The 20238-nt window shown below is 61.3% G+C and carries 24 protein-coding genes; 9 read left to right on the top strand and 15 right to left on the bottom strand.

The window, feature by feature from the left end; translation table 11 throughout:
* Positions 1-17 precede the first annotated feature (17 nt).
* A complete protein-coding gene (locus tag JFC13_RS09055) occupies positions 18-383 on the bottom strand; it encodes a MerR family transcriptional regulator (protein WP_198396756.1) in 366 nt (121 codons plus the stop codon).
* A gap of 54 nt (positions 384-437) precedes the next feature.
* Here JFC13_RS09055 and JFC13_RS09050 point away from each other — a divergent pair, with 54 nt between their 5' ends.
* Genes JFC13_RS09050 through JFC13_RS09030 form a run of 5 tightly spaced genes read left to right on the top strand, consistent with a single transcriptional unit; the run spans position 438 to position 4770 of the window.
* Entirely contained in the window at positions 438-1304 is an 867-nt protein-coding gene (locus JFC13_RS09050; RefSeq protein WP_198396755.1) for an alpha/beta fold hydrolase, read from the top strand.
* A 14-nt stretch (positions 1305-1318) separates the two neighbouring features.
* Complete coding sequence (locus JFC13_RS09045; protein WP_198396754.1) at positions 1319-1690, top strand: hypothetical protein; 372 nt, start codon at positions 1319-1321, stop codon at positions 1688-1690.
* A 55-nt stretch (positions 1691-1745) separates the two neighbouring features.
* Entirely contained in the window at positions 1746-2708 is a 963-nt protein-coding gene (locus JFC13_RS09040) for an alpha/beta hydrolase (RefSeq protein WP_332839372.1), read from the top strand.
* Complete coding sequence (locus JFC13_RS09035) at positions 2705-4108, top strand: alcohol acetyltransferase (protein ID WP_198396752.1); 1404 nt, start codon at positions 2705-2707, stop codon at positions 4106-4108. The genes JFC13_RS09040 and JFC13_RS09035 overlap by 4 nt, the downstream gene beginning before the upstream one ends.
* Positions 4105-4770, top strand: coding sequence for a DUF6320 domain-containing protein (locus tag JFC13_RS09030; protein WP_198396751.1), 666 nt, complete (start codon positions 4105-4107; stop codon positions 4768-4770). The genes JFC13_RS09035 and JFC13_RS09030 overlap by 4 nt, the downstream gene beginning before the upstream one ends.
* A gap of 60 nt (positions 4771-4830) precedes the next feature.
* Here the strand turns inward: JFC13_RS09030 and galE are convergent, their stop codons facing one another.
* The 3 genes from galE to JFC13_RS09015 form a co-directional block, all read right to left on the bottom strand.
* Positions 4831-5829 (bottom strand): UDP-glucose 4-epimerase GalE, encoded by a 999-nt coding sequence (gene galE / locus JFC13_RS09025; RefSeq protein WP_198396750.1) that lies wholly within the window; start codon positions 5827-5829, stop codon positions 4831-4833.
* A 131-nt stretch (positions 5830-5960) separates the two neighbouring features.
* Positions 5961-7553 carry an FMN-binding glutamate synthase family protein gene (locus JFC13_RS09020; protein ID WP_198396749.1) on the bottom strand — a complete coding sequence of 531 codons (1593 nt, stop codon included), beginning with the start codon at positions 7551-7553 and terminating at the stop codon, positions 5961-5963.
* Between the two features lie 154 nt (positions 7554-7707).
* On the bottom strand, positions 7708-8748 hold the full coding sequence (locus JFC13_RS09015; protein WP_198396748.1) for a baeRF2 domain-containing protein: 1041 nt from the start codon (positions 8746-8748) through the stop codon (positions 7708-7710).
* A gap of 353 nt (positions 8749-9101) precedes the next feature.
* Here JFC13_RS09015 and JFC13_RS09010 point away from each other — a divergent pair, with 353 nt between their 5' ends.
* Positions 9102-9758, top strand: a complete 657-nt coding sequence (locus tag JFC13_RS09010; protein ID WP_198396747.1) for a TetR/AcrR family transcriptional regulator — start codon at positions 9102-9104, stop codon at positions 9756-9758.
* On the opposite strand, the gene JFC13_RS09005 is transcribed toward JFC13_RS09010, so the two are convergent.
* Positions 9755-10060, bottom strand: a complete 306-nt coding sequence (locus tag JFC13_RS09005) for a GNAT family protein (RefSeq protein WP_198396746.1) — start codon at positions 10058-10060, stop codon at positions 9755-9757. The two genes, JFC13_RS09010 and JFC13_RS09005, sit on opposite strands and share 4 nt — an antisense overlap.
* A 444-nt stretch (positions 10061-10504) precedes the next feature.
* On the opposite strand from JFC13_RS09005, the gene JFC13_RS09000 reads away from it, so the two are divergent.
* Positions 10505-11569, top strand: a complete 1065-nt coding sequence (locus JFC13_RS09000) for a hypothetical protein (protein WP_198396745.1) — start codon at positions 10505-10507, stop codon at positions 11567-11569.
* Positions 11570-11581: 12 nt separating this feature from the next.
* Here the strand turns inward: JFC13_RS09000 and JFC13_RS08995 are convergent, their stop codons facing one another.
* Complete coding sequence (locus tag JFC13_RS08995) at positions 11582-13729, bottom strand: catalase (protein WP_198396744.1); 2148 nt, start codon at positions 13727-13729, stop codon at positions 11582-11584.
* Between the two features lie 149 nt (positions 13730-13878).
* On the opposite strand from JFC13_RS08995, the gene JFC13_RS08990 reads away from it, so the two are divergent.
* A complete protein-coding gene (locus JFC13_RS08990) occupies positions 13879-14295 on the top strand; it encodes a ChaB family protein (protein ID WP_198396743.1) in 417 nt (138 codons plus the stop codon).
* A 100-nt stretch (positions 14296-14395) separates the two neighbouring features.
* Positions 14396-14917, top strand: coding sequence for a CinA family protein (locus JFC13_RS08985; protein ID WP_198396742.1), 522 nt, complete (start codon positions 14396-14398; stop codon positions 14915-14917).
* 37 nt (positions 14918-14954) lie between these two features.
* Here the strand turns inward: JFC13_RS08985 and JFC13_RS08980 are convergent, their stop codons facing one another.
* The 9 genes from JFC13_RS08980 to gvpJ form a co-directional block, all read right to left on the bottom strand.
* Positions 14955-15320, bottom strand: coding sequence for a VOC family protein (locus JFC13_RS08980; RefSeq protein WP_198396741.1), 366 nt, complete (start codon positions 15318-15320; stop codon positions 14955-14957).
* 348 nt (positions 15321-15668) lie between these two features.
* Complete coding sequence (locus JFC13_RS08975) at positions 15669-16544, bottom strand: GvpL/GvpF family gas vesicle protein (RefSeq protein ID WP_198396740.1); 876 nt, start codon at positions 16542-16544, stop codon at positions 15669-15671.
* Positions 16541-16864, bottom strand: coding sequence for a gas vesicle protein K (locus JFC13_RS08970; protein ID WP_232488392.1), 324 nt, complete (start codon positions 16862-16864; stop codon positions 16541-16543). The genes JFC13_RS08975 and JFC13_RS08970 overlap by 4 nt, the downstream gene beginning before the upstream one ends.
* The gene (locus JFC13_RS08965; protein WP_198396739.1) at positions 16861-17811 is read right to left on the bottom strand and encodes a gas vesicle protein; all 951 of its coding nucleotides are present in this window, start codon (positions 17809-17811) and stop codon (positions 16861-16863) included. The genes JFC13_RS08970 and JFC13_RS08965 overlap by 4 nt, the downstream gene beginning before the upstream one ends.
* A gap of 11 nt (positions 17812-17822) precedes the next feature.
* A complete protein-coding gene (locus tag JFC13_RS19670; RefSeq protein WP_269770013.1) occupies positions 17823-18254 on the bottom strand; it encodes a gas vesicle protein in 432 nt (143 codons plus the stop codon).
* 82 nt (positions 18255-18336) lie between these two features.
* Entirely contained in the window at positions 18337-18804 is a 468-nt protein-coding gene (locus tag JFC13_RS08955) for a gas vesicle protein GvpO (RefSeq protein WP_198396738.1), read from the bottom strand.
* Complete coding sequence (locus tag JFC13_RS08950; RefSeq protein ID WP_198396737.1) at positions 18805-19056, bottom strand: gas vesicle protein GvpG; 252 nt, start codon at positions 19054-19056, stop codon at positions 18805-18807. It abuts the gene before it with no gap.
* Between the two features lie 8 nt (positions 19057-19064).
* The gene (locus JFC13_RS08945) at positions 19065-19817 is read right to left on the bottom strand and encodes a GvpL/GvpF family gas vesicle protein (protein ID WP_198396736.1); all 753 of its coding nucleotides are present in this window, start codon (positions 19815-19817) and stop codon (positions 19065-19067) included.
* Positions 19814-20224 (bottom strand): gas vesicle protein GvpJ, encoded by a 411-nt coding sequence (gene gvpJ, locus JFC13_RS08940; protein ID WP_198396735.1) that lies wholly within the window; start codon positions 20222-20224, stop codon positions 19814-19816. Before gvpJ ends, JFC13_RS08945 begins: the two co-directional genes overlap by 4 nt.
* Between the last annotated feature and the right edge of the window lie 14 nt (positions 20225-20238).

Here is a 20238-nt window from a genome sequence, read left to right as displayed (position 1 = left end):
GCCTCGGGTCCTGGGCATCAGGCCTGCGAATACTGCGAACACTCCGGACATCTGGCCATGAGGTCGTGCCGGCACTGACGAACATGGAGCAGGAACCGCTCGGCTGAATCAAGTGAAGAGCGCTGGGCCCGGATGGCGGCGATCCGGGCCGCGATGATCTCCGCACGCCCCGCTTCACCACGGTGCACGACCGCCCGGATCTCCGCCAGACTCATCCCCACCTCCTGGCAGGAGAGCACGATCCGACACCGAGCCAGATGCTCGGACCCGTACAGTCGGTGGCCTGTGGCCGTGCGGTCCGGAACCACGACCCCTTCGTCTTCCCAATGCCGCAGCACATGTGCGGCGATCCCCAGGCGCTGCGCCGCTTCACCGATCTTCATGCCACCATGATGACACCTTGACTTCAGGTTGACCTGAAGTTCTAGGTTCTCAATATGGATGAGAACATCACACTTCACGACGGCACCGTGGTAGCCGCTCAGGTCATCGGACCGGCCTCAGGCGGAGTCAGCCTCGGCGATATCGTCATCTGTCACGGGACACCATGGTCATCGCGGATGTGGCTGCCGCTTGCCCGCGAACTCGGCCTCCATCGTCGTGTGTTCCTGTGGGACATGCCCGGGTACGGTGATTCCATCGCCGAGGTGGCCGTTGCCGTTGACCTCGTCACCCAACGTCGTCGTCTGGCAGAGCTTCTGGACATCTGGGGCATTCAGAAGCCGCACGTCATCGCCCACGACATCGGAGGAGCCGTCGCCCTGGGCGCGCACCTGCTCGAGAACCGCGATTTCGCTTCGCTGTACCTGCTCGACATCGTGACCCTGGACCCATGGGGCTCACCGTTCTTCCGCTTGGTGGCTGAGAACGAACCGGTCTTCGCGGCACTTCCTCCGCAACTGCACCGCGCCCTTGTCACCGAATACATCGCCGGTGCGGGAGGCGACGGATTGGGCCACTCGTCAGTCCAGGAACTCGCGGCTCCCTGGTGCACAGGCGCAGGTCAACCAGCCTTCTACCACCAGATCGCCAGCTTACGGTCCGAGCACACGGACCCGATCGTCAACCGCCTCGGCGAGGTTCGCTGCCCTGCACGCGTCGGCTGGGGAGAGGACGATCCGTGGATTCCTGACGAACAGGCCGAGCGACTCGCGCGCACTCTGCCTGGCAATCCCAAAGTCACTCGGTTCCCGGGAGCTGGGCATCTCGTGCCCCTCGAAGCGCCGTCGTCACTCGAGACAGAGGTAACAACCTGGCTTGCCACTGATTTCTCAGGACCACCTGTACAAGCGGTCGACGCATAGGCAACGATTGCATTATGCGCACGTTCGACACACTGGTCTCCGAGGCACTGGCCGCCGATGTCACCGGTTGGAGTTTCACCTGGCTCGACGGTCGTGCCACAGAACAACGGCCACCGTGGGGCTACGCGAATCTCCTCGCCCAGCGCCTGTCCACCGCGAACGCCGGACTCGCACTCGAGACCCTGCGCACTGCGCGCTGCCGCATGGAGTTCTACGATATCGGTGCCGTCATCTGGACCCTGCGCAAATGCCCCTGGTGGGTGCCGGGCTTCAGCGTCGAGGACTACCCGTCCCAGCTGCAAGAACTTGATGGCCGGTTCCGCCGAGGCGACCCATTCGTCGCGCACTCCACTCGCCATCTCATCGTGGCTCGGAAACCCGACTGACCTGCCTCTAAGCTGGTGGCATGGAAGATTCCACTCCCCGAACCGGCTCCCGCGCGTGAACAGACTGTCTCGAGCAGTGCTGCGCCTGTTCGCCGCGCCCCGGCTCAACATGCGTGAGGACTACGAGAAGGTCCGCCGGATGCAGCGCCGGCTCGCCGTGCTGCTGATGCCACCGTATCGGACCTCGCGCTGGCACCACCTAGCTCGCGACGGACACTCCCATGTCCCTGTCCGGATCTTCCAGCCGAAGGAGAAACGCCGCGAGGATGTCCTCGTCTTCTTCCACGGCGGCGGCTGGGTCACCGGAGACATCGACATCTACACTCCGGCGTGTGCCAGGATGGCGGACCTCACTGGCTGCGCCGTCGCTTCTGTCGATTACCGGCTCGCGCCGGAGCACCCGTTCCCGGCGGGGTTGGAGGACTGCTACGACGTCGCCCGACTGCTGCTGGACGAACCGCATCGGGTGGGTGCCGCAGACGCCAACCAGATCGTCCTGGTCGGAGATTCTGCCGGAGGGAACTTCGCTGCTGTCATCTCATTGCTGCTGCGAGAACGCGGACTTCGCCTGCCGAACCGGCAGATCCTGCTCTATCCGGTGACGCATTGGGACCACGACCCGAAGACCTCCCCATTCGCCTCGGTGCGCACCCATGGCGAGGACTATCTACTCACCAACACCGAGGTCGAAGACTACTTCGACCTCTACGTTCCCAACCGTCAGCAGCGGCGCGACGCTCTTGTCGCTCCGCTGGTGGCAGACGACCTCTCCTGCCAACCAGCGACCTTGGTGATTACGGCGGAGTTGGACCTGCTTCGCGATGAGGGTGAGGCCTACGGACACGCCCTCACCGAAGCCGGGAACGCGGTGCGGATACACCGGGTAGCCGGAGCGCTGCATGGCTTCATCTCGCTGCCCAGGTTCTCCCAGTCCGTCCAAGAAGCCTATGAGGTGATCAACGCGTTCCTCAACGACGACACAGTCGAGGGCGAGCAGCCTGCTCAGGAGTCGAAATGACCCACCGGGACTGGGTACGACTCGACAACGCCTCGAACATCTTCCTCGCGGCTCGCAGCGCCGCTGATCCCAAAGTCTTTCGCCTCAGTGCCGAGGTGGATCACGACGTGGACCCCGAGTTGCTGCAGCAGGCACTGGACGAGACTTATCACCGGTACCCGCTCTACCACGCAGTGCTGCAGAGCGGCCTATTCTGGTACTACCTGCAGGACAGTGACATGCGTCCGCAGGTCACCGCGGATGAGCAGCACACGTGTGCCCCCATCTACCAGGCTGGTCGGCGCAATCTGCTGTTCCGCGTTGTCCACCATCGTCGGCGGATCAGCCTCGAGGTCTTCCACGCGCTGTCCGATGGCACCGGTGCGGCATGGTTCCTCTCCGACCTGGTGAACGCATACATCAGACTGCGGTATCCCGACTCCGACCTGAGTCCGCAGCTCGAAGACAACACCGGAGCCGACGAGGCACCGGCCGAACCGGTACATGGGCTGAGCATCGACAGCTTTGCGGATTACTTCCGCCAACGGCATCAGTCGCCCGCGTCCGGTTCCGTTTTCAGCCGGGCAGCCAGGTCGGCCACATTCTCCTTCGTCAACAGCTCCCAGTCGCCTGCCGATCGGTGGAAGATCAGCCGCTTGCGCCGTCCGGCGGAGAAGAAGGTCCACCGGGTCGGAGGAACCCGCACCCCGGACAACCGCACACGCGCTGTCGAACTCACCATGCCCACGGACGCTGTGCTCGGGCTTGCGCGAGCCGCCGACGTCTCGCTCACGATGTACCTGACGGCACTGTTCTTCGAGTCCATTCGCATCTCCTCGGGTGGTCTGGGACGGGCCCGGACTCTGGCCGCTTCGGTGCCGGTGAATCTGCGCCAGTTCTTTCCCTCGGAGTCTGCACGGAACTTCTTCGCAACCGTCCGTGTGGAACATACCTACGGCCAGGGCGAGGACGATCTCGGCTCGATCTGCAAGCAGCTCGAGAGCCAGTTCCTGCCCCAGGCGACCCACGAGGCGCTGGAGAAGAAGCTGCGATGGTTCATCCGAGTCGAGCGGATGCCCGGGTTGAGGATCATGCCGCGCCCGCTCAAAGATGTCATCCTCGGGATGGCCAACAGGCACAGCAATCGTAGTCTGAGCGTCGCCGTCTCGAACTTGGGGCGCATGAGCCTGCCCGAACCGGCTGATTCGCATGTGGGCCGCGTCCTGTTCCATGTCTCCGCAGTCCGCCCGCAATTCTGCGCGACGTCCCACGCCGGACTGCTCACCGTCAGCTTCACCTCGCCCTTCATTGAAACCGACCACATCAGGGAATTCGTGCGGATCCTCACTGCTGAGGGGGTCGATGTCACGGTCGCTGCGGAACGAGTCACCGAGGATGAGATCGCTGAGGGGCAATCATGAGACGCTGCCGCGAGTGCTCGATCGCCGTTGAAGGTGATTGGACCCGATGTCCCCTATGCACCGCTCCAGTCATGGGGGACGCGGTGCCGAGTCCGCTGCCGACGGTGCCCCTCACGTTCTCGAGGCACCGGCTGCTCAGGATACTGTTCCTGACCTCGCTCGTCGTGATCGCTGGGTCTTTGGCTGCCCAGCTCCTGCTGAGCCACACACCCGAAGGCTTCGGAGTCCTTCGCTCCGGCTGGTTGGGGGTCACCGCTATGTGGCTTGTGGTCCTCATGGCAGTTCGCAAACGACGCAATGTCGCTAAGGGCACCATCTATCTCGTCGTCCTCATCGGTCTGGTCTGCGTCTATTGGGACTACCTCACCGGCTGGCGTGCTTGGTCACTGACGTACGCGTTGCCAATCGTCTGCGCTTCTTCGATCGCTGCCCTGCTGATCACGGTCAGGGCGATGCGCTTCGAGGCGACGGAGCATATCCTCTACAGCGGTTTGGCGGCGGTGCTGGGTCTGGCACCCATCGTGTTCCTCGCCTTCGGCTGGGTCACGTACCCCCTGCCGTCGGCTCTCTGCGGTGGCCTCAGCATCCTCGCTCTGGTGCTGCTGCAGCTTGCTCGGGGCCGGGAAGTCCGCCTCGAACTCGCCAGGCGACTGCATGTCTGACCCTCGCGCACAGATCTGCTGCGCACCCAGTCGAGGGCGGCCCTCGCCGAGGCTTCGAGCTCAGTCACTGGTCCGTTCCGGCAACATCCCCGCAGCCTCAACCGCGCTGCGCACGATCTCGTCGAGGTCGAACTCGGCCTTCCAGCTCAACTGCGCACCGATGCGGGAGACGTCGGCGACGAGTGCGGGTGGGTCGCCTGCGCGACGCTCGCCCATTTCGGGCACGATCTCACGGCCGGTCGCCTCGGCGATAGCGTCGATGACTTCCTTGACGGAGGCACCGGTGCCGGTGCCTACGTTGAACACCGTCTCCGAGGTGGCACCCGACTTCATGTAGTCGAGTGCAGCGATGTGCGCCTCGGCGAGGTCCTTGACGTGGACGTAGTCGCGGATGCATGTGCCGTCGGCGGTGTCGTAGTCGTCGCCGAAGACGATGGGCGCTTTGCCGTCTGCGATGCGGCCGAGGACGATCGGGATGAGGTTCATGACTGCCGTGTCGGCGAGCTCGGGCCAGCCGGCTCCGGCGACGTTGAAGTAGCGCAGCTTCACAGCGTTGAACTTCGCACCGCGCATCCTCGCCGAGGTGATCGCGTTGTCGATCATCCATTCGCCGATGAGCTTCGTCTGTCCGTAGGGGTTGATCGGTCGGCAGTCGAGGTGCTCGGCGACCATCTCGACATCGGGCATGCCGTAGGTCGCGGCCGAGGATGAGAAGACAAGGGATTCGATGCTGGTGCGTTCGGCGGCGGCGAGGACATTGGTCAGTCCGCCGACGTTCTGGCGGTAGTACATGATGGGTTCTTCGACCGACTCCCCCACCTGCTTCTTCGCGGCGAAGTGGATGATCGAGTCCACCGAATGCTCCTCGATCGCAGCGACGAGACGATCCTCGGCGTCGGCGGCGGCAAGGTCGATGCTGACGATCGGCAGGCCGGTGACGCGAGCCTCGATACCGGTGGAAAGGTCGTCGACGACAAGAACGTCGTCGCCGCGCTCGGACAGCAGCCGCACTACGTGGGAGCCGATGTATCCGGCCCCTCCGGTCACCAGAACTGTCATGCCTCGTCCTCTCCTTCATGCGTCGGTTGCAAGTGATGGCCACACGTGGTCTGCTACCCGGTCAGCACCGCTGCCGACCACGGTATTCACCTAAGAGTACTGGGTGCCTGAACCGAGATTCCAGCGAGGCCCTATGCTCGACGCGAACCGAAGGATCCGGAGTCTGCCGCGTTCCAATCATCGGCCCAGGACTCAGGAGGCTGTGAGAGCAGTTCTCCGGGTTTGAGCCATTCGTAGAGATCGGCGTACTTACGATGCTCATTGCTGCCGCTGCTCTGCTGCAGCAGCCCCGGGTGGAGGTCCTTGGGGTCGTTGACTCCCAACGATGCCATGATCTCGATAGCCTGTTCGACGGTGGACTCGTGGTAGTTCAGCACGCGTTGGCTCTTGTCTCCGACGTGGAGGGCACGCTGCCGTTTCGGATCCTGTGTCGTGACTCCGACCGGACACAGTCCCGTATGACAGATCTGCGCCTGGATGCAGCCGACGGCCATCATCATCGCGCGAGCCGAGTTGGTGTAGTCGGCGCCCTGGATGAGTCGTTTGACGATGTCGTTTCCCGCAGCGACCTTTCCGCTGGCACCGATGCGGATCCGATTGCGCAGACCTGTTCCCACCAAGGCGTTGTGCATGGTGATCAGCCCGTCCGTCAGCGGAGTGCCCACATGATCTTCGTATTCCAGAGGTGCTGCTCCCGAGCCGCCTTCGGCACCATCAACGATGATGAAGTCCGGCGCAGTGCCGACGTCGAGGATCGCCTTGCACATAGCCAAGACTTCAGACCTGGACCCGACGCAGAGTTTGAAACCAGCTGGCTTCCCGCCGGACAACTCTCGCATGCGGGCGATGAATTCGATGAGTTCGGTCGGCGTCTCGAACACCTTGTGCGCCGACGGGCTGACGCACTTCTCGCCTTCGGGAACGCCCCGTGTGCGGGCGATCTCAGCATTGACTTTGGCGGCCGGCAGCACTCCCCCAACACCTGGCTTGGCACCCTGGCTCAGTTTGAGCGAAACACATTTGATCTGTTCCCGGGAACTCTGATCCGCGAACTGTTCAGGATCGAAATCACCATTGGAAGTACGGGCACTGAAATATCCCGTCCCAAGTTCCCACACCAGATCGCCGCCGTTCTCGAGATGGTACGGAGAGATCCCACCTTCCCCAGTGTCGTGAGCGAAGCCGCCCATCGCCGCACCCTTGTTCAGGGCCCGGACGGCGTTGGGCGACAAGGATCCGAAGCTCATGGCGGAGACGTTGAGCAGTGACATGCTGTAGGGCTGCGAGCAGTCCGGGCCTCCGATCAGCACTCGTGGAGTCTGCTCCGGCTGTGCGACAGGTGCGGTGGTGTGGAGCAGATACTCATAGCCGGCGGCACTGATATCGCGCTCCGTGCCGAAGGCCTTCTCTCCGTGGATGCCTTTGGCCCGCTCGTAGATGATCGAGCGGATGTCACGGTCGAAAGGCCGACCGTCCCAGTTGCGTTCGATGAAGTACTGCTGAAGTTCGGGCCGCAGAGTCTCGAGCAGAAACCTCATATGACCGACCACCGGATAGTTGCGCAGGATCGAATGCTTCTTCTGCGTCAGGTCGTAGATGGCGACACCAATCAGGCCCAGAACAATTGCTCCCAGCACCCACCAGGCCCATGCCCCCGCGACCGCAGCCCAGCCCACTGCAACCAGCACCACGAACAATGATCCAAGGATCAGGAAACGGCCCATCTTGCTCTCCTCACACACATCCAATTCGTGGCGTGTTCTCCGGCTGAGAAGGCAGCATCCGCATCTGCACTCGGTCACGGAGGCTAGCCAGCGTCACGACCCCTGACCAGCCAGCGTCACGAACCCCTGACCAGCCAGCGTGACGAACCCCTGCTCAGTCGGCCAAGGCTGCTGAGACGTCATAGCGCAGGATCGCCGCGATTCCGTCGGCCGCCTCACCCTCGATGAGGCCGACGTCTGCTGAGGAGAGTACAGCCTCGGCCAGAATCGCTCCCTCACCTTCGGAGCCGACGTCGTAGTTGAGGAGCACGGTCGCTGCGGCGCCCCGCTGAACGGCTTGAGAGACCTTCTCATGACCCTCCACTGCGAGGCTGTGAGCCTTGCTGTAGGACAGGTTCTCCAGCTGTTCGCTCTCCTTAACCTGAATGTAGTCGGAAGCCAGGGACTTCAAGGCGTCATAAAGCGCCTCTTCAGCCGCATCGTCGTCCGTGCCTCCTTGTGAGGTCTCGTGCATCAGCTCATTGACTCTGGTCGACAGCTCGGCCTTCACTGCGGTGCGACCCTGGACTTCGCCGGCAACGACAACCAGGTCCGGGACGCGCGCCTTCACAATCCCATCGACATGTTCGGCAACTGCGCGGGCGTTGTCTTTGATGATCTCATCGGCCCGGCGCCGGATCTGGTTGTGGGACATCGCCCCCTCTCGAGGTGCGTGAATATCCTCATCATTGTCGCCGGTGATGAGCGACTCATCGTGCTGCTTTGCTTCATGCTGTGGGGATACCCGCAGCTCGCGGATGGTGGCGCCCTCCTGATCGGCGATGATGAGGACCACGTCCACCAAGCGAGTTCTTTCACGGATATAGGCACCCAGCTCAGGAACCTCAGAATAGTGCGCAGCGTCGCCTGTGCCGAGTGCAGCGTCCCAGTGCTCGTCAAGGACAACCCCGGCCGAGTTGGCAACGACAGTTCGCCCGTCGGTCTGAACCTCTGAGATGTCGTCGACGATCATGGTGTCATCGAGATGTGACAGGATCTCTTCCGCTGCCCCGGCATTCGCCAAGCTCTCCCGAAGTCCGTCCCACCTCAGTCGCACCTGCTGCTCGGAATCAGCCGCGGGCGAGCGTCCCTCCAGGTAGACGGTAGCGAAAGGTCCCTGGTTGTCATATACCGTGCGCAAATTCTCGAGGTTCATCATCAGCTCCTCATCTGTTCTCGTCGGCATCTGCCGACGACCGGGGGAAGTCCAAAAACGGCTGGGCGATCAGGCAGAACACTCGGCCTTCGCCTCAGCCGACTCACGGTGGCTCAATCAGCTCCGTTCTTCGTCCATGCCACATATACGTCTGGTCTCCCCAGACTTGCACCTATCCCTGTGCTTGTAAATACCCATTCGAATCGCCACATCAGTTTGAGAAATTCCGAACCCGTGAGCCCCTAGCCCCTCTTATGTGAGACCCTGACCCCTCCTATGGGGATCGGCCACCTGCGCTACTGTCGAGTACAGGCACCGCAGACATATGAACCATCCGACGGAAGAGGTGAACGATGGCTCGTCAGCGACTGAATCGCGATGACGTGGTCGAAGCCGCCATCGCATTCATCGATGAGCATGGAATCCAATCATTGACGATGCGTCGGCTGGGGGCAACGCTCGACGTCGAGGCAATGGCGCTGTACAGACATGTCGCAGGCCGGGGCGAGCTGGTCGCTGCCGTCGTTCATCAGGTCATCGACGATCTGTTCAACGACACCTTGATGACGGCAGAGCCGAACTCCTGGGAAGACTACTTCCAACATGTGGCCAACGCCATGCGCAATCTGGCACTTGAACACCCGAAGATCTTCCCCCTGGTCACCGCGCATCCTCCAGAGGCACCATGGTTGCGCCCGCCTCTGCGCAGCCTGAAATGGGTTGACCACTTCCTTGCCGCTCTGCGAGATTTCGGGTTTTCGGATTCTGCTGCCGTGGATGCGTACAAGACGTTCACGAGCTTCCTCCTCGGCGCTCTGCTGCTTCAAGTCGCGGCTGCAGGCGTGGCAAACAGCCCTGAGGAAGCCTCGATGATCGGGGAGGGCTCTCTCGAACAGTATCCGACTCTCAAAGAGCTGCAGGTGAAACTCGCAGAAGACCACTCCCAGCGCGAATTCGACGATGGTCTTGACGATCTGATCGAGCGCATACGAAGCAACTTGGCCTCCTAGCTCGATGTCTCCCCGGACACGATCGTGCGGCTGCCGGGCGGCAGGTCAGTTGAGGGGGAATCGAGGAATTTCAGCGCAATAGGGCATGTGACGGTGACCCTCATATGGCGATTGCGCACATCATTGAGGGACCTGGTCATGAGTTCTCTGCAGTGACGAGCAGCTTCGAGGGTCTCGATCGCTTCACAATAGATGAACATGACCTCCTTCTCGTCGATCGTATAGTGCAGAGAGGCCACAAGTTTTCCCGGGAGATAGAGATCGAACTTCGAAGCTTCCTGATTATTGAGCAGTGTGTACATAGCGAGCCCTCTCAGTTTCGGTGATTGTCGTGTCCTGTGTTTCGCACTCACTGCTGAGCTTCGATGCCGGGCGCTTCTCTGCTCGGGCCGGTGATCTGAATCCGAAGTTTACTGCGTAAACGTTTCGTATGTCACATTACCTCATAGACTGTGCACAGCAATAGTCTTGCCGCCCGCACTCCATCTCCCGCACTCGTCTGCCGAAAGGAATTCCGTGCTGCTGCAGCATCGTCGGCAAAGGAAGTCCCGACGAAGCTCAAGGGCCACCGGTATCACGCCTCGGAGGTTCCCAGCAGTGGTCTTGTTGAGGCGCACAGGCGTTTCTGCCATGGGGACGGCCCCTGGGGTCTCGTGTGCATGTGGGACTTTTCCAGGAAGTAATCGTATTGTGGTCGCAACCCGCACAACCAGGCTCCTCATGGTGCCGGGAGGGAGAAGGCTCGGATGACCGAATCGGCAACGAGACGATTGCATGTGCTCATCATCGCGGACCCCGGGGCCGCAAGTAAGCGGATAGCTTCACTCACGGATGAACTCGAAGAGGAGCTGCGCCAGGTTTTCGACATGGACGTATATCTCGAAACGTGCACTCAGACCGTTCGGGTGCAATCCGACCATCAGTTGGAGCTGGCGGTTCTCGACTCATTCGTCAACAGCTACCCCGATGTCGACGCGGTTCTCATGCTGACGGGTATCCCCAGGCATACCGATAGGAAACCACTCGTCGCTGAAATATTGGACGATAGGAAGGTCGCTGTCGTTTCGTACCCCACCTTGGGCGCCCGACCCTCGAAACGTCGAGTCAAGCAGGTGCTGACCAGCTGTGCCAATCAGCTGCTCCCCTATGGCCCTCCCGCCGACACTTACCCGTTCATGCCTCGGTGGGGCCACTGGTCCGACAGAGGTGAGTCGGGGAGCCAGACCCTTCACGCCCATACCTTCACCGGCGGCCCACGTCTCGTTCTGGGGATGACCAGCGCGAACAATCCTGTGCGGATGGCATCGAAACTGTCGCGGGCATTGGCAGCGGCCTCGGCAACCGGAGCGTTCGGCATCTTCTACAACTCCATCTGGCAGATGTCGCACCACCTGTCGGTCGTACGACTGATCTCAATCGGTGTGATCGCCATTGCTGTCATGGTGGCCTGGCTCATCACGGTCAATCGCCTATGGGATCGCCCCGTCCGCGAACGCTTGGCTCCAGTCGTCCTCTACTACAACCTGTCCACGGTCCTGACGCTGCTCCTCTGCGTCGTCACCCTGTACGTCTCGCTTGTCGCTGGGATTCTCGCCGGAAGTCTGATCATCATCGATCCGGGTTTTCTGAGTCAGACCATCAAATCCCCCGCTACCTTCAGCAACTACCTGGACATTGCATGGCTCAGCGCCGCTCTGGGGGTCGTCGCCGGCGCACTGGGCTCAACTTTCGATTCGGATGCCGATATCAAGAATCTCACCCATGCACAGCGGTTGCGAATGCGTGTCTACTCCGAAGATGAGTCTGGCTGACTGCTGTCGCCCTCACGTTTCGGCGCGCGCCCACGCCCGATGCTCGCTGAGCGCTTCAATCAGCTGCCTCGTCACCTCTCCCGGCTCGCCATCGCAGAAGATTCCTGCATCGCTGTGCTCGATCCCCGGTTCTTCAAGCAGGCGCACAGCGCTGCCGCAGGTGGCAATCGGCTTGAGATGACGCCAAGATTCGGAGATCAGCAAGTCGACTTCCGTCGACGGTTCGACCCCTTCGGTCAGTATCACAGCGTCGAATTCCACTGATCTCATCGTGGCGTACGTGCGCTCAACTGCGATCGATTCGCTGCCCTCGCCCAATCTGCCACCTCTCGGAGCGATCAGCAGGGGCACCATGCCTGCGTCGCCAACAGCCGCTCGCACCGCTGTGATCTGCGCGAAAGGCGTGTCCGCAGAGACGACGATGCCCACCTTCCGACCGGTGACGGGCCATAGCCCCTTGATTTGGGACAGTGCGGGGCTCGGGGTGACTTCTCTTGGTGGTTGTTCACCGGCTTGAGGGGTGTCCAAACCCAAACCTGTGGCCACTGTTTCACAGAGTTCGGCATCAATCGCAGCGATGTTCTTCAGTTCGCGGCGCCGAATCGTCTCCTCATAGCATTTGCCGAGCTCGAAGATGAAGGCGTCTGCCAGATGCTGTTGCTCGATTTCGGTCAGGCTCTTCCAGAAGAGACTCGGCTGGCTGAAGTGGTCGTCGAAGGATTTCGGTGCTCGTCGTTCCTTCACCGATTCGGCGACACGCTGTGGAATGTCGATGAGTGCATGTTCACCGTCGGTTGAGAAGGGGTTTCCCCCATCGAGGGAATTCGGTTTGTAGGGTGCTATGCCTTGGTGGACCGCTGTTTGGTGCATTCCGTCGCGGAACATGTCATTGACCGGGCACCGGGGACGGTTGATCGGCAGCTCGCTGAAATTCGGTCCGCCGAGGCGGCTGATCTGTGTATCGAGATAGGAGAACAGGCGTCCCTGCAGCAGGGGGTCATTGGTGACATCGATTCCCGGTACGAGGTGACCCGGATGAAATGCCACTTGTTCGGTTTCGGCGAAATAGTTCTCCGGATTCCGATCAAGGGTGAGCACCCCCACTGCTTTGACCGGGGCGAGCTCTTCGGGCACAAGCTTGGTGGGGTCCAACAGGTCGATGCCCTCGAACATTTCGTCTTCGGAGTCCGGCATCACCTGCAGACCCAGCTCCCACTTCGGATAGGCGCCCGCTTCGATCGCATCGGCAAGGTCTCGGCGATGGAAATCCGGATCGAAGCCATTGACCATCTGCGCCTCTTCCCAGAGAAGGGAGTGGACCCCGTTCTGCGGTTTCCAATGAAACTTCACCAACGAAGTCTCGCCGGCGGCGTTCTCGAGGCGGAAGGTGTGGACGCCGAAGCCTTCCATCATACGAAAGGAACGAGGTATCGCACGATCCGACATCTGCCACATGGTGTGATGGGTCGCTTCGGTATGCAGAGACACGAAATCCCAGAATGTATCGTGTGCACTCTGTGCCTGTGGAATCTCACGGTCCGGGTGAGGCTTGGCAGCGTGAACGATATCGGGGAACTTCAACGCGTCTTGGATGAAGAACACCGGAAAATTGTTGCCCACGAGATCGAAGACGCCTTCGGAGGTGTAGAACTTCGTGGCGAAGCCTCGAGTGTCTCGAGCGGCATCGGCTGACCCGCGTGATCCGACGACGGTTGAGAAGCGTGTGAATACCTCGGTCTGGGCATCGGACTGCAGGAAGCCTGCCTTCGTCACGTTGCTCGCCGTTCCGTATGACACGAAGGTCCCGTGCGCGGCTGCACCACGGGCATGGACGACCCGTTCCGGGATGCGCTCATGGTCGAAGTGGGTGATCTTCTCCCGCAGGTGATGGTCCTGCAGGAGCACTGGACCTCGGGGCCCCGCCTTCAGCGAATGGTTCGTGTCTGGCAGTCTGCCGCCTTGCGCCGTCGTGTGGTATTCGCCTTGCTGTCCTTGCTCGGCCTGCCCATCGGCGCTATCGGCTCCGGTGGGAGTCGTCGGCTTAGGCCCACTCTGGTCCGACTTCGGCGACGGAGGACCTTGCGGATGCTGTGGCTCATCGAACTTCGGCGTTGAGGACGCCGGTTTTCCTGGGATGAACGGGCTGTCTTCGGATGGCATCTTTGCTGTCCTCACCTCGGCGATTGCTGCTGTTCAGGGTCACGTTATGACCAGATTCCCGCGAAGACAATCCCCCTTACGGGGATTGTGTATGTGGGCTATCCTGGCGACAACCGTGACCTCTACACGTGTGAGGAGATGTGGTCATCATGCCGAAAACCACTGCGTCAGGAAAACCCAAGAAGTCGGAACTGCCGTCCACCCTGAAGAAGTCGGATCAGAAGGCTCAACGCACGTTCGCCAAGGCGTACGACTCCGCCATGGAGGAGTACAACGACGAGAAGCGCGCACACCAGGTCGCCTATGACGCACTGAAGCACACCTATGAGAAGGTCGGCGACAGTTGGGAGCCGAAGAAGTCCTCCGGGCCCTCAGACGCACAGAGCGCTGGTGGTAAGAATACGAACCGCAAGACCGCTGGTGGTATCGATGCGAATGCATCGAAGGACCATCTGTACAAGGAAGCGAAGAAGCTCAACATCTCCGGGCGATCGACGATGACCAAGAAGCAGCTCGTCGATGCCCTTGAGAAGGAGAGCAATCGGGCGACCAGTAAGAACTCGTGACAGGTCAAGATCATTCACGACCTTGGTGGTCATTCAGGATCGAGAACGCACCGTGTTTCACGCCCTGACCACCGACCGTGGACCAGAGTAGAGTACGCATGTGACCAGCTATAAGAAGCACGAGAAGATCGCCGCCAAGATCGCCGGCAGTCTTGCCGAGCTGTGTGACGAGCACGGCGTCCGTGTGGCCGTCGCAGAATCACTCACCGGCGGCAAGATCTCCAGCCAGCTAGCTGCCGCACCTGGTTCAGGGAGCTGGTTCGCTGGCGGCGTGGTGGCATACTCGAGCGAGGTCAAGCACCGTCTTCTCGATGTGCCGCGCGGTTCGGTCATCTCCCAAGCCTCGGTTGAAGCGATGGCGCATTCCGTCTGCAGCTTGATGGAGGCCGATGCCGCTGTAGCCGCCTCCGGTGCAGGCGGCCCAACCAGCCAGGACGGGCAGGAGCCGGGAACCACGTGGATCGCGGTTCTCGTTGACGACGAGGTGCAGTCCGAACTTCACAGATTCCAAGGGGATCCGATCAAGATCCTGTCCAACACCGAGGAACGCGCGCTGGCAATGCTGCTCGAGGCGCTCCAGAAACGCTACGACAATATGCCGGAACAGAGGTCAACGAGCTGACGGCAGACTAGTCGGCGACCAAGAGAGTTTTCGGCAATCAGCACAGCACCAGGCAGAACGGTCGGCCGACCGGATCGGCATAAACCCGGAAATCAGGATGCCGTGTGGAATCATCGATCAGTTTCCCGCCTGCGGCGAGGACGGTCGGTTCGGCATCTTCATAGGAATCGACCCGAATGTCGATGTGCACCTGCAATGGGACGGTGTTGTCCGGCCAGGTCGGAGCCACATAGTCGTCCGCCCTTTGGAAGGACAGAATCTGCCTCCCTGACGGCTCGAACAGGTTGACCCAATCCGTGTCCTCGTCTGGAGAGATGTAGCCGCCGAGGAGCGCCTGATAGAACTTGGCGGTGTCCAAGGGGACGGGGCAGTCCATGGCTGTCGTGTTCAAGGTACCGATCATCGTTGATCCTTCTTCCGTCCGACGGTGTGCTGCTGATGTCCATCTTGGTCGCCAGGAAGCCTATCGGCAAGCCCCGTCTGCAAAGCAGATGAGGATGTTGAATGCCCCGGAGATGCGGCAAGGGCATCCAGGAGGCGAGGAAGAGCGCTTCATCTCCGATGCTGCGTCAATCAGATCACGGTCGCTGTTGGGTTGGATCAGCCACGCGAGATGGATGACGGCATCGACACCGGCCAATACCTCGGCATTCGTCTGGCGATCCCCACCACCGAGGTGACCTCTGGGTCTGCGCGAGAACCTTCAGGATCGCGGTGCCCACGTTCCCGGTGGCCCCGGTGACTGCGACTCTCAAGTGCTCTCCTGACTTTCGCGCTGCTGCGCTTCAGGGCCGGACATCTCAGCGACGGAATCGGACATATCCGCGAATGAGTACGGTGGCCACGGCCCCAGGAAGCGGATCTCAGTGTCAGGGAGTTCATTCTGGATGGCGGTGAGTTCGGCGCCGAGATTCTGAATGCCGGGCTCCGTCACCAGACAAGACGCCGTGAGAATGGGAGTCTGTCCCGCGTTACGGGCCGGCGTGCGGTACTCCTCGATGGCCAGACACTGTTCCGCGATCCGGGCTCTCACGGCGGGATAGAGATCGTCGGCGGCACGATCGGCAAGTTCCTTCTCGGTTTTCTCCAGACGCTTCTCAAGCAGCCGGCGTACGCCTGCCGGACGCTCAGCCATATCGGTTCTGATGCTGCGAATCTCCTCGTTGCCATCGAGGAAAGCGCTCCGATCAAGGGCGATCTCGACGCGCAGCTCGGAGGTTCCGCCCAGCTCTTCTAAGCGCTCGGACAGCGATGAGCTGGTCGCTTGGAGCCACCTTTCGAGCTGCGCGGTCGCCGACGCGCCCGAGTCGATGTCCGGACGGACAATGACATTGAACGACACCGGGAGCACACTCCCGGCCCCCTTCCAACCGTCCTCGATGACCTCGCTGTGCTCAAGGATCCATCGTTTGACGTCGTCATCGGGTCCGTCGTACGGACCCCCGCTGTGAGTATGAACCACCGCTCGTGGACCATTCGCGTCGCCCACCATGTGCAGGGCCGAACCGTCGATGCCGGTGGTCGTCGGAGCGTAGCTTTCGGCAGACACGATTGCGTAGACATAGAGTCTGGACGGCTCATGCTCGACGGCCGAGGCCTGGCCTGCGGCCGGGCTGCTGCCTGTCATTGAATGTCCTTCGCGTTCTCTTCGGCCCATCTGCTGGGATTGATGAGCTTGTCAACGACTTCGTCGACGACATCGTCGAGTCCGCGATGCAGATCGTCGACGGAACCGGTGATACCGTGCTCCGCCTTGATCTGGTCCATCGCCTCATCGAGCTCGAGGAGTGCTTCGCCGAGGCGGTTCTGCTCGTCATCGGTGAGGTCTCCGCCTTCCATCCGTCGCACAGCTTGAGTCTCCAGCGCTTCCTGGATCACCTCGACGAGGGTGACGACCAAGGTGAGTACGCCGTGTTTGAGGCTCTCCTCATCCACATTCAGTGTCATTCTTCTCCTCCATCAATCTTCGCCTCGGCGGGGATCGGCTGGTCTGCCGTGCGCCACCGCTCGAGTTCCTCGTGCCAGTCGCCGATGTCGTCTGCGGCCAGGCGCACGGTGGACCGGTCTGTGTCGAAGGTGAGGATCCGGCGCCCGTCGGTGGGATTGTCGTGACGTTCCCAGCGCAGGTCTCGCACCTGGCCCGCGGATGCCCTCACCAGAGCACGGCTGTCCATCGGAGACTTCCAGGTCAGTTCCTTCTCCGTCAGGCTGGCTTCACCGCCCCGCCAGGTGCCTCCCGTCGCCACAGTCTCCAGGTACCACATTCGGCCATGTCTCAACGGCTGAGTAGGATTCCCCAGCGTTCGACCGGAGGAGGCCTCGGCCGCTGCGCCTCGCTGCTCCTGGACCAGGGAGATCAGGCGCTCAGGTTCCAGGGCCGAGAGCTTCGATTCGCTGCCGTCATCGAGTCGGACGAAGATTCTGGTGCGCTCTTCGCCCCCGATCGACGGTTCTCGCAACGCAGTGATGGATTCTATCGAGCTCAATTTCGCCTGCCACAGGGTCTCCGCCGGATCGCGCCTGTGGATGATGAGTCGCTGCGAAGTGAGATAGGCACTGCCAGGTCTCCAGGTGCGGTAGAAGTTGTCCTGGTAGTGCCCGCCAGCCATCTTCGCCAGTATTTCCTCCCCCTCGGCCAAGGGCAGATGCGTGCGCACAGATTTCTGCACCCATTCTCGGGTCTCCTTGTCCCACTGGCGCATCATTCCGTATTCGAGCATGGTCTCGATTCCGGCAATGGTTGCACGCAGGTTGACCCCGATGAGCGGAATGTCTGCGACCGAGATGATGAGATCAAGGTTGAGGTACACACCTTTGTTGAGGAGCACTTCGATGAGGTCCGGCAGTGTCGCACGAGGATCCCGGGTGGGCTGCATGATCGCGTCTTCAGCCATCTAGCTATGCTCTATTCGCTGTCGGACGAGCGTTCAGAGTCGTCAGAAGACTTCTTGAGCGCCGCTGACTCCCCCGCCTCCACACGCTCGGAATGAGCACTCTGCCAGCCGCACCACGGGCAGTACTCGTTCATCAGCTGCGCCAGCTCGGCACGTTTGCCACATTCCGGGCAGGTGTCCTTCTGCTCGATCGCCTCTTTCCACGCCACCGTGTCTCTGTCGGTGCCAGCTGGGAAGTCCAAACCGTAGCGTGCCGCGGTTTCAAACGAGGCAAGAGCTGCTCTGATGCGAATTCCGAGAAGCTCCACACCCGCCACCGACACCATGATGTCGGCGTTGAGAACGAGACCTTTGTCCAGCAGCGTCTCCACCACCTGAAGAAGTGTCCCCTCCTGGCTGCGCTGTGGCTGCATCGCACTGTTCGACTGGTTCATGATGCTCATGTCGTCGGCCTCCTATCGGCTGCTGCCTCTGTCCCGAGTGGGTATGGAAAGTGGTCCGCCCAGGTCGGACGGGACGGATTGATCACTCGGTAGGCCGACCACGCACGTAACGGTCCTTTCGGCTGTATGAGAGGAGCTCGCCCTGCGCGTCGAGTTCCACGTCGTATTCGGCCAGCAGATCCGCGGTGTCGGGAATTCGCCGTGACTCCACGACTTCCAGCCTGACCGCCCAATGGTCGTCGTTCCATCTCGTTCCGACGACGGATTCGGGCGCTCTGCCGGTCAGGTCGCTGAATTGCTCGACGGCCTTCTTGACTGCTTGGACCGCGGAGACCCTACCCCCGGTCGACCCGCTCTTCGTCTCCTTGGGGTTCGACCTCGTGGGCCGTGGTCCAGACGATGACTCTGCCGACGAGGTCCGGCGTGAAGATTCACCCGACGCGGCCCGTCGTGGGCGTCGCTTCTCGTCACTCCCCTGCTCAGTTCGCCGGTCTGCAGAAGCTTTGGTGTCGCCTGTGGGCTTCTCTTCTGTACTGGCCTGGTCGCTCATTTAGCGCTCCTTCGAGTTTCGTCGACGGGTGGATTCAAGCAATCGGGCAACAAGATCGCGCTCAAGCTCATCGGCCTCGTCCTTGCTGATTGCGCCGGATTCTTTGGCTTCGGAGACCTCTTCCAACTGCCGTCGAATCGCACCGGGGTCGTAATGGCGTTTCTCGGCTTCGTTGCGAACCTGTTCAGCGACCCAGACAGTGCCTTTGAGCGGGGCCAAGGGTGCGCCGATGATCGCCGAAAAGATTCCCATGACAGCTCCTATATCTCCGGTACGAAGTCGTAGGGGGCCTGCGGTCCAACGAGCCGAAACCTCAAACGTTCCTGATGAGCCTCCGCCATCTCATCGACTAGGTCATTGAACTTCGGGATCGCGTCATGGCGAAGGAGCACCGCCACCTCGGTGACGTCCTCGGCCTGCCCAGACTCTCGTTCTGACATGTCAGCGGTGAGAGGCGCCAGCTGCTCGAGAAGCGGAGGAGCTTCGGACGATTTCCAGCTCTCCATCGTCTTCACTATGATCTCGCCGAGGCGGATGCGCTCTGTGCGCGTCTCATCCTCGCTCGTGCCGACGATTCTCCCCCTCAGCTCAGCAGCCTCAGGGTTGTCGAGAATGATCTCACCGAGAACCGTGTCACGGTCGTACCGAGCCAGAAGAGTGAACTGCGCATGCCCGGACAGCTTCTCCAAAGCCTCGGTGTACTCGGCTTCGCGTGGGGCGAGTACGTCGCCGGCGATATCCGTGTCCCCCGAGACCACGGTCCCGAAGGCGAGGGGAAGAATAGGCTGCGTGGTGGCAATCCCGTCGAGCACCTCGATGTGGGCCCTCAGATCATCTGGGGTACCCAGAATGTCGGGCTCGACGAGATCGGACACCACTGCCGCCACCCTGCCGGAGCTGACGGTGTGCAGCTGGCCTGCTTGCACACCGTCAGCTCCGCTCGGGAGGCCGCTATCTGTCAGGACGATGCCGTACAGATATTTGTCGCTGTCAACGACGGTGTCTTCGCTCATTCGGAGTCCGAGGAGCTGCGGGCGGGACGCTTGGTGCGACGCTTCGGCTTTTCGTCCTCATCGTCATCGGACGTCAACGCATTCTTGACGCCTTCCACGGCTCCTTGGGTTTTGCCCTTGGCGCCGTCCTGCATCATGCCGCCCATCATCTCCGGCAGATCGCGACCGCCCTGCTGAGTCAGATCGAGTCGGTTGGTTGCCTCGGCGAAGCGCAGATAGGTGTCCACGCTGGCGATGACGATGCGGGCGTCGATTGTCAGAATTTCAATGCCGACGAGTGAGACTCGAACATATGCGTCGATGACGAGCCCCTTGTCGAGGATGATCTCAACGACGTCTGCCAACGAGCTCGACGATGGACGATCGACATAGCTGCCGCGTGAGCGTTCAACGGTTCCTGTACTCATTCTCGCTACCTACT

The organism is Brevibacterium antiquum, from assembly GCF_016107655.1.
GTDB classification, from domain to species: domain Bacteria; phylum Actinomycetota; class Actinomycetes; order Actinomycetales; family Brevibacteriaceae; genus Brevibacterium; species Brevibacterium antiquum.
This window is presented reverse-complemented; position numbering and strand designations above follow the sequence as displayed.

Bases quoted from the DNA above. Each gene is read 5' to 3' on its own strand.
- JFC13_RS09000 (WP_198396745.1), top strand. From the start codon at position 10,505: ATGACCGAATCGGCAACGAGACGATTGCATGTGCTCATCATCGCGGAC.
- JFC13_RS09015 (WP_198396748.1), bottom strand. From the start codon at position 8,748: ATGAACCTCGAGAATTTGCGCACGGTATATGACAACCAGGGACCTTTC.
- galE (WP_198396750.1), bottom strand. From the start codon at position 5,829: ATGACAGTTCTGGTGACCGGAGGGGCCGGATACATCGGCTCCCACGTA.
- JFC13_RS08970 (WP_232488392.1), bottom strand. From the start codon at position 16,864: ATGACACTGAATGTGGATGAGGAGAGCCTCAAACACGGCGTACTCACC.
- JFC13_RS09050 (WP_198396755.1), top strand. From the start codon at position 438: ATGGATGAGAACATCACACTTCACGACGGCACCGTGGTAGCCGCTCAG.
- JFC13_RS08945 (WP_198396736.1), bottom strand. From the start codon at position 19,817: ATGAGCGAAGACACCGTCGTTGACAGCGACAAATATCTGTACGGCATC.
- JFC13_RS09010 (WP_198396747.1), top strand. From the start codon at position 9,102: ATGGCTCGTCAGCGACTGAATCGCGATGACGTGGTCGAAGCCGCCATC.
- JFC13_RS09020 (WP_198396749.1), bottom strand. From the start codon at position 7,553: ATGGGCCGTTTCCTGATCCTTGGATCATTGTTCGTGGTGCTGGTTGCA.
- JFC13_RS09045 (WP_198396754.1), top strand. From the start codon at position 1,319: ATGCGCACGTTCGACACACTGGTCTCCGAGGCACTGGCCGCCGATGTC.
- JFC13_RS09030 (WP_198396751.1), top strand. From the start codon at position 4,105: ATGAGACGCTGCCGCGAGTGCTCGATCGCCGTTGAAGGTGATTGGACC.
- JFC13_RS08975 (WP_198396740.1), bottom strand. From the start codon at position 16,544: ATGACAGGCAGCAGCCCGGCCGCAGGCCAGGCCTCGGCCGTCGAGCAT.
- JFC13_RS09035 (WP_198396752.1), top strand. From the start codon at position 2,705: ATGACCCACCGGGACTGGGTACGACTCGACAACGCCTCGAACATCTTC.
- gvpJ (WP_198396735.1), bottom strand. From the start codon at position 20,224: ATGAGTACAGGAACCGTTGAACGCTCACGCGGCAGCTATGTCGATCGT.
- JFC13_RS08950 (WP_198396737.1), bottom strand. From the start codon at position 19,056: ATGGGAATCTTTTCGGCGATCATCGGCGCACCCTTGGCCCCGCTCAAA.
- JFC13_RS19670 (WP_269770013.1), bottom strand. From the start codon at position 18,254: ATGAGCATCATGAACCAGTCGAACAGTGCGATGCAGCCACAGCGCAGC.
- JFC13_RS08955 (WP_198396738.1), bottom strand. From the start codon at position 18,804: ATGAGCGACCAGGCCAGTACAGAAGAGAAGCCCACAGGCGACACCAAA.
- JFC13_RS09055 (WP_198396756.1), bottom strand. From the start codon at position 383: ATGAAGATCGGTGAAGCGGCGCAGCGCCTGGGGATCGCCGCACATGTG.
- JFC13_RS08980 (WP_198396741.1), bottom strand. From the start codon at position 15,320: ATGATCGGTACCTTGAACACGACAGCCATGGACTGCCCCGTCCCCTTG.
- JFC13_RS08965 (WP_198396739.1), bottom strand. From the start codon at position 17,811: ATGGCTGAAGACGCGATCATGCAGCCCACCCGGGATCCTCGTGCGACA.
- JFC13_RS09005 (WP_198396746.1), bottom strand. From the start codon at position 10,060: ATGTACACACTGCTCAATAATCAGGAAGCTTCGAAGTTCGATCTCTAT.
- JFC13_RS08990 (WP_198396743.1), top strand. From the start codon at position 13,879: ATGCCGAAAACCACTGCGTCAGGAAAACCCAAGAAGTCGGAACTGCCG.
- JFC13_RS08995 (WP_198396744.1), bottom strand. From the start codon at position 13,729: ATGCCATCCGAAGACAGCCCGTTCATCCCAGGAAAACCGGCGTCCTCA.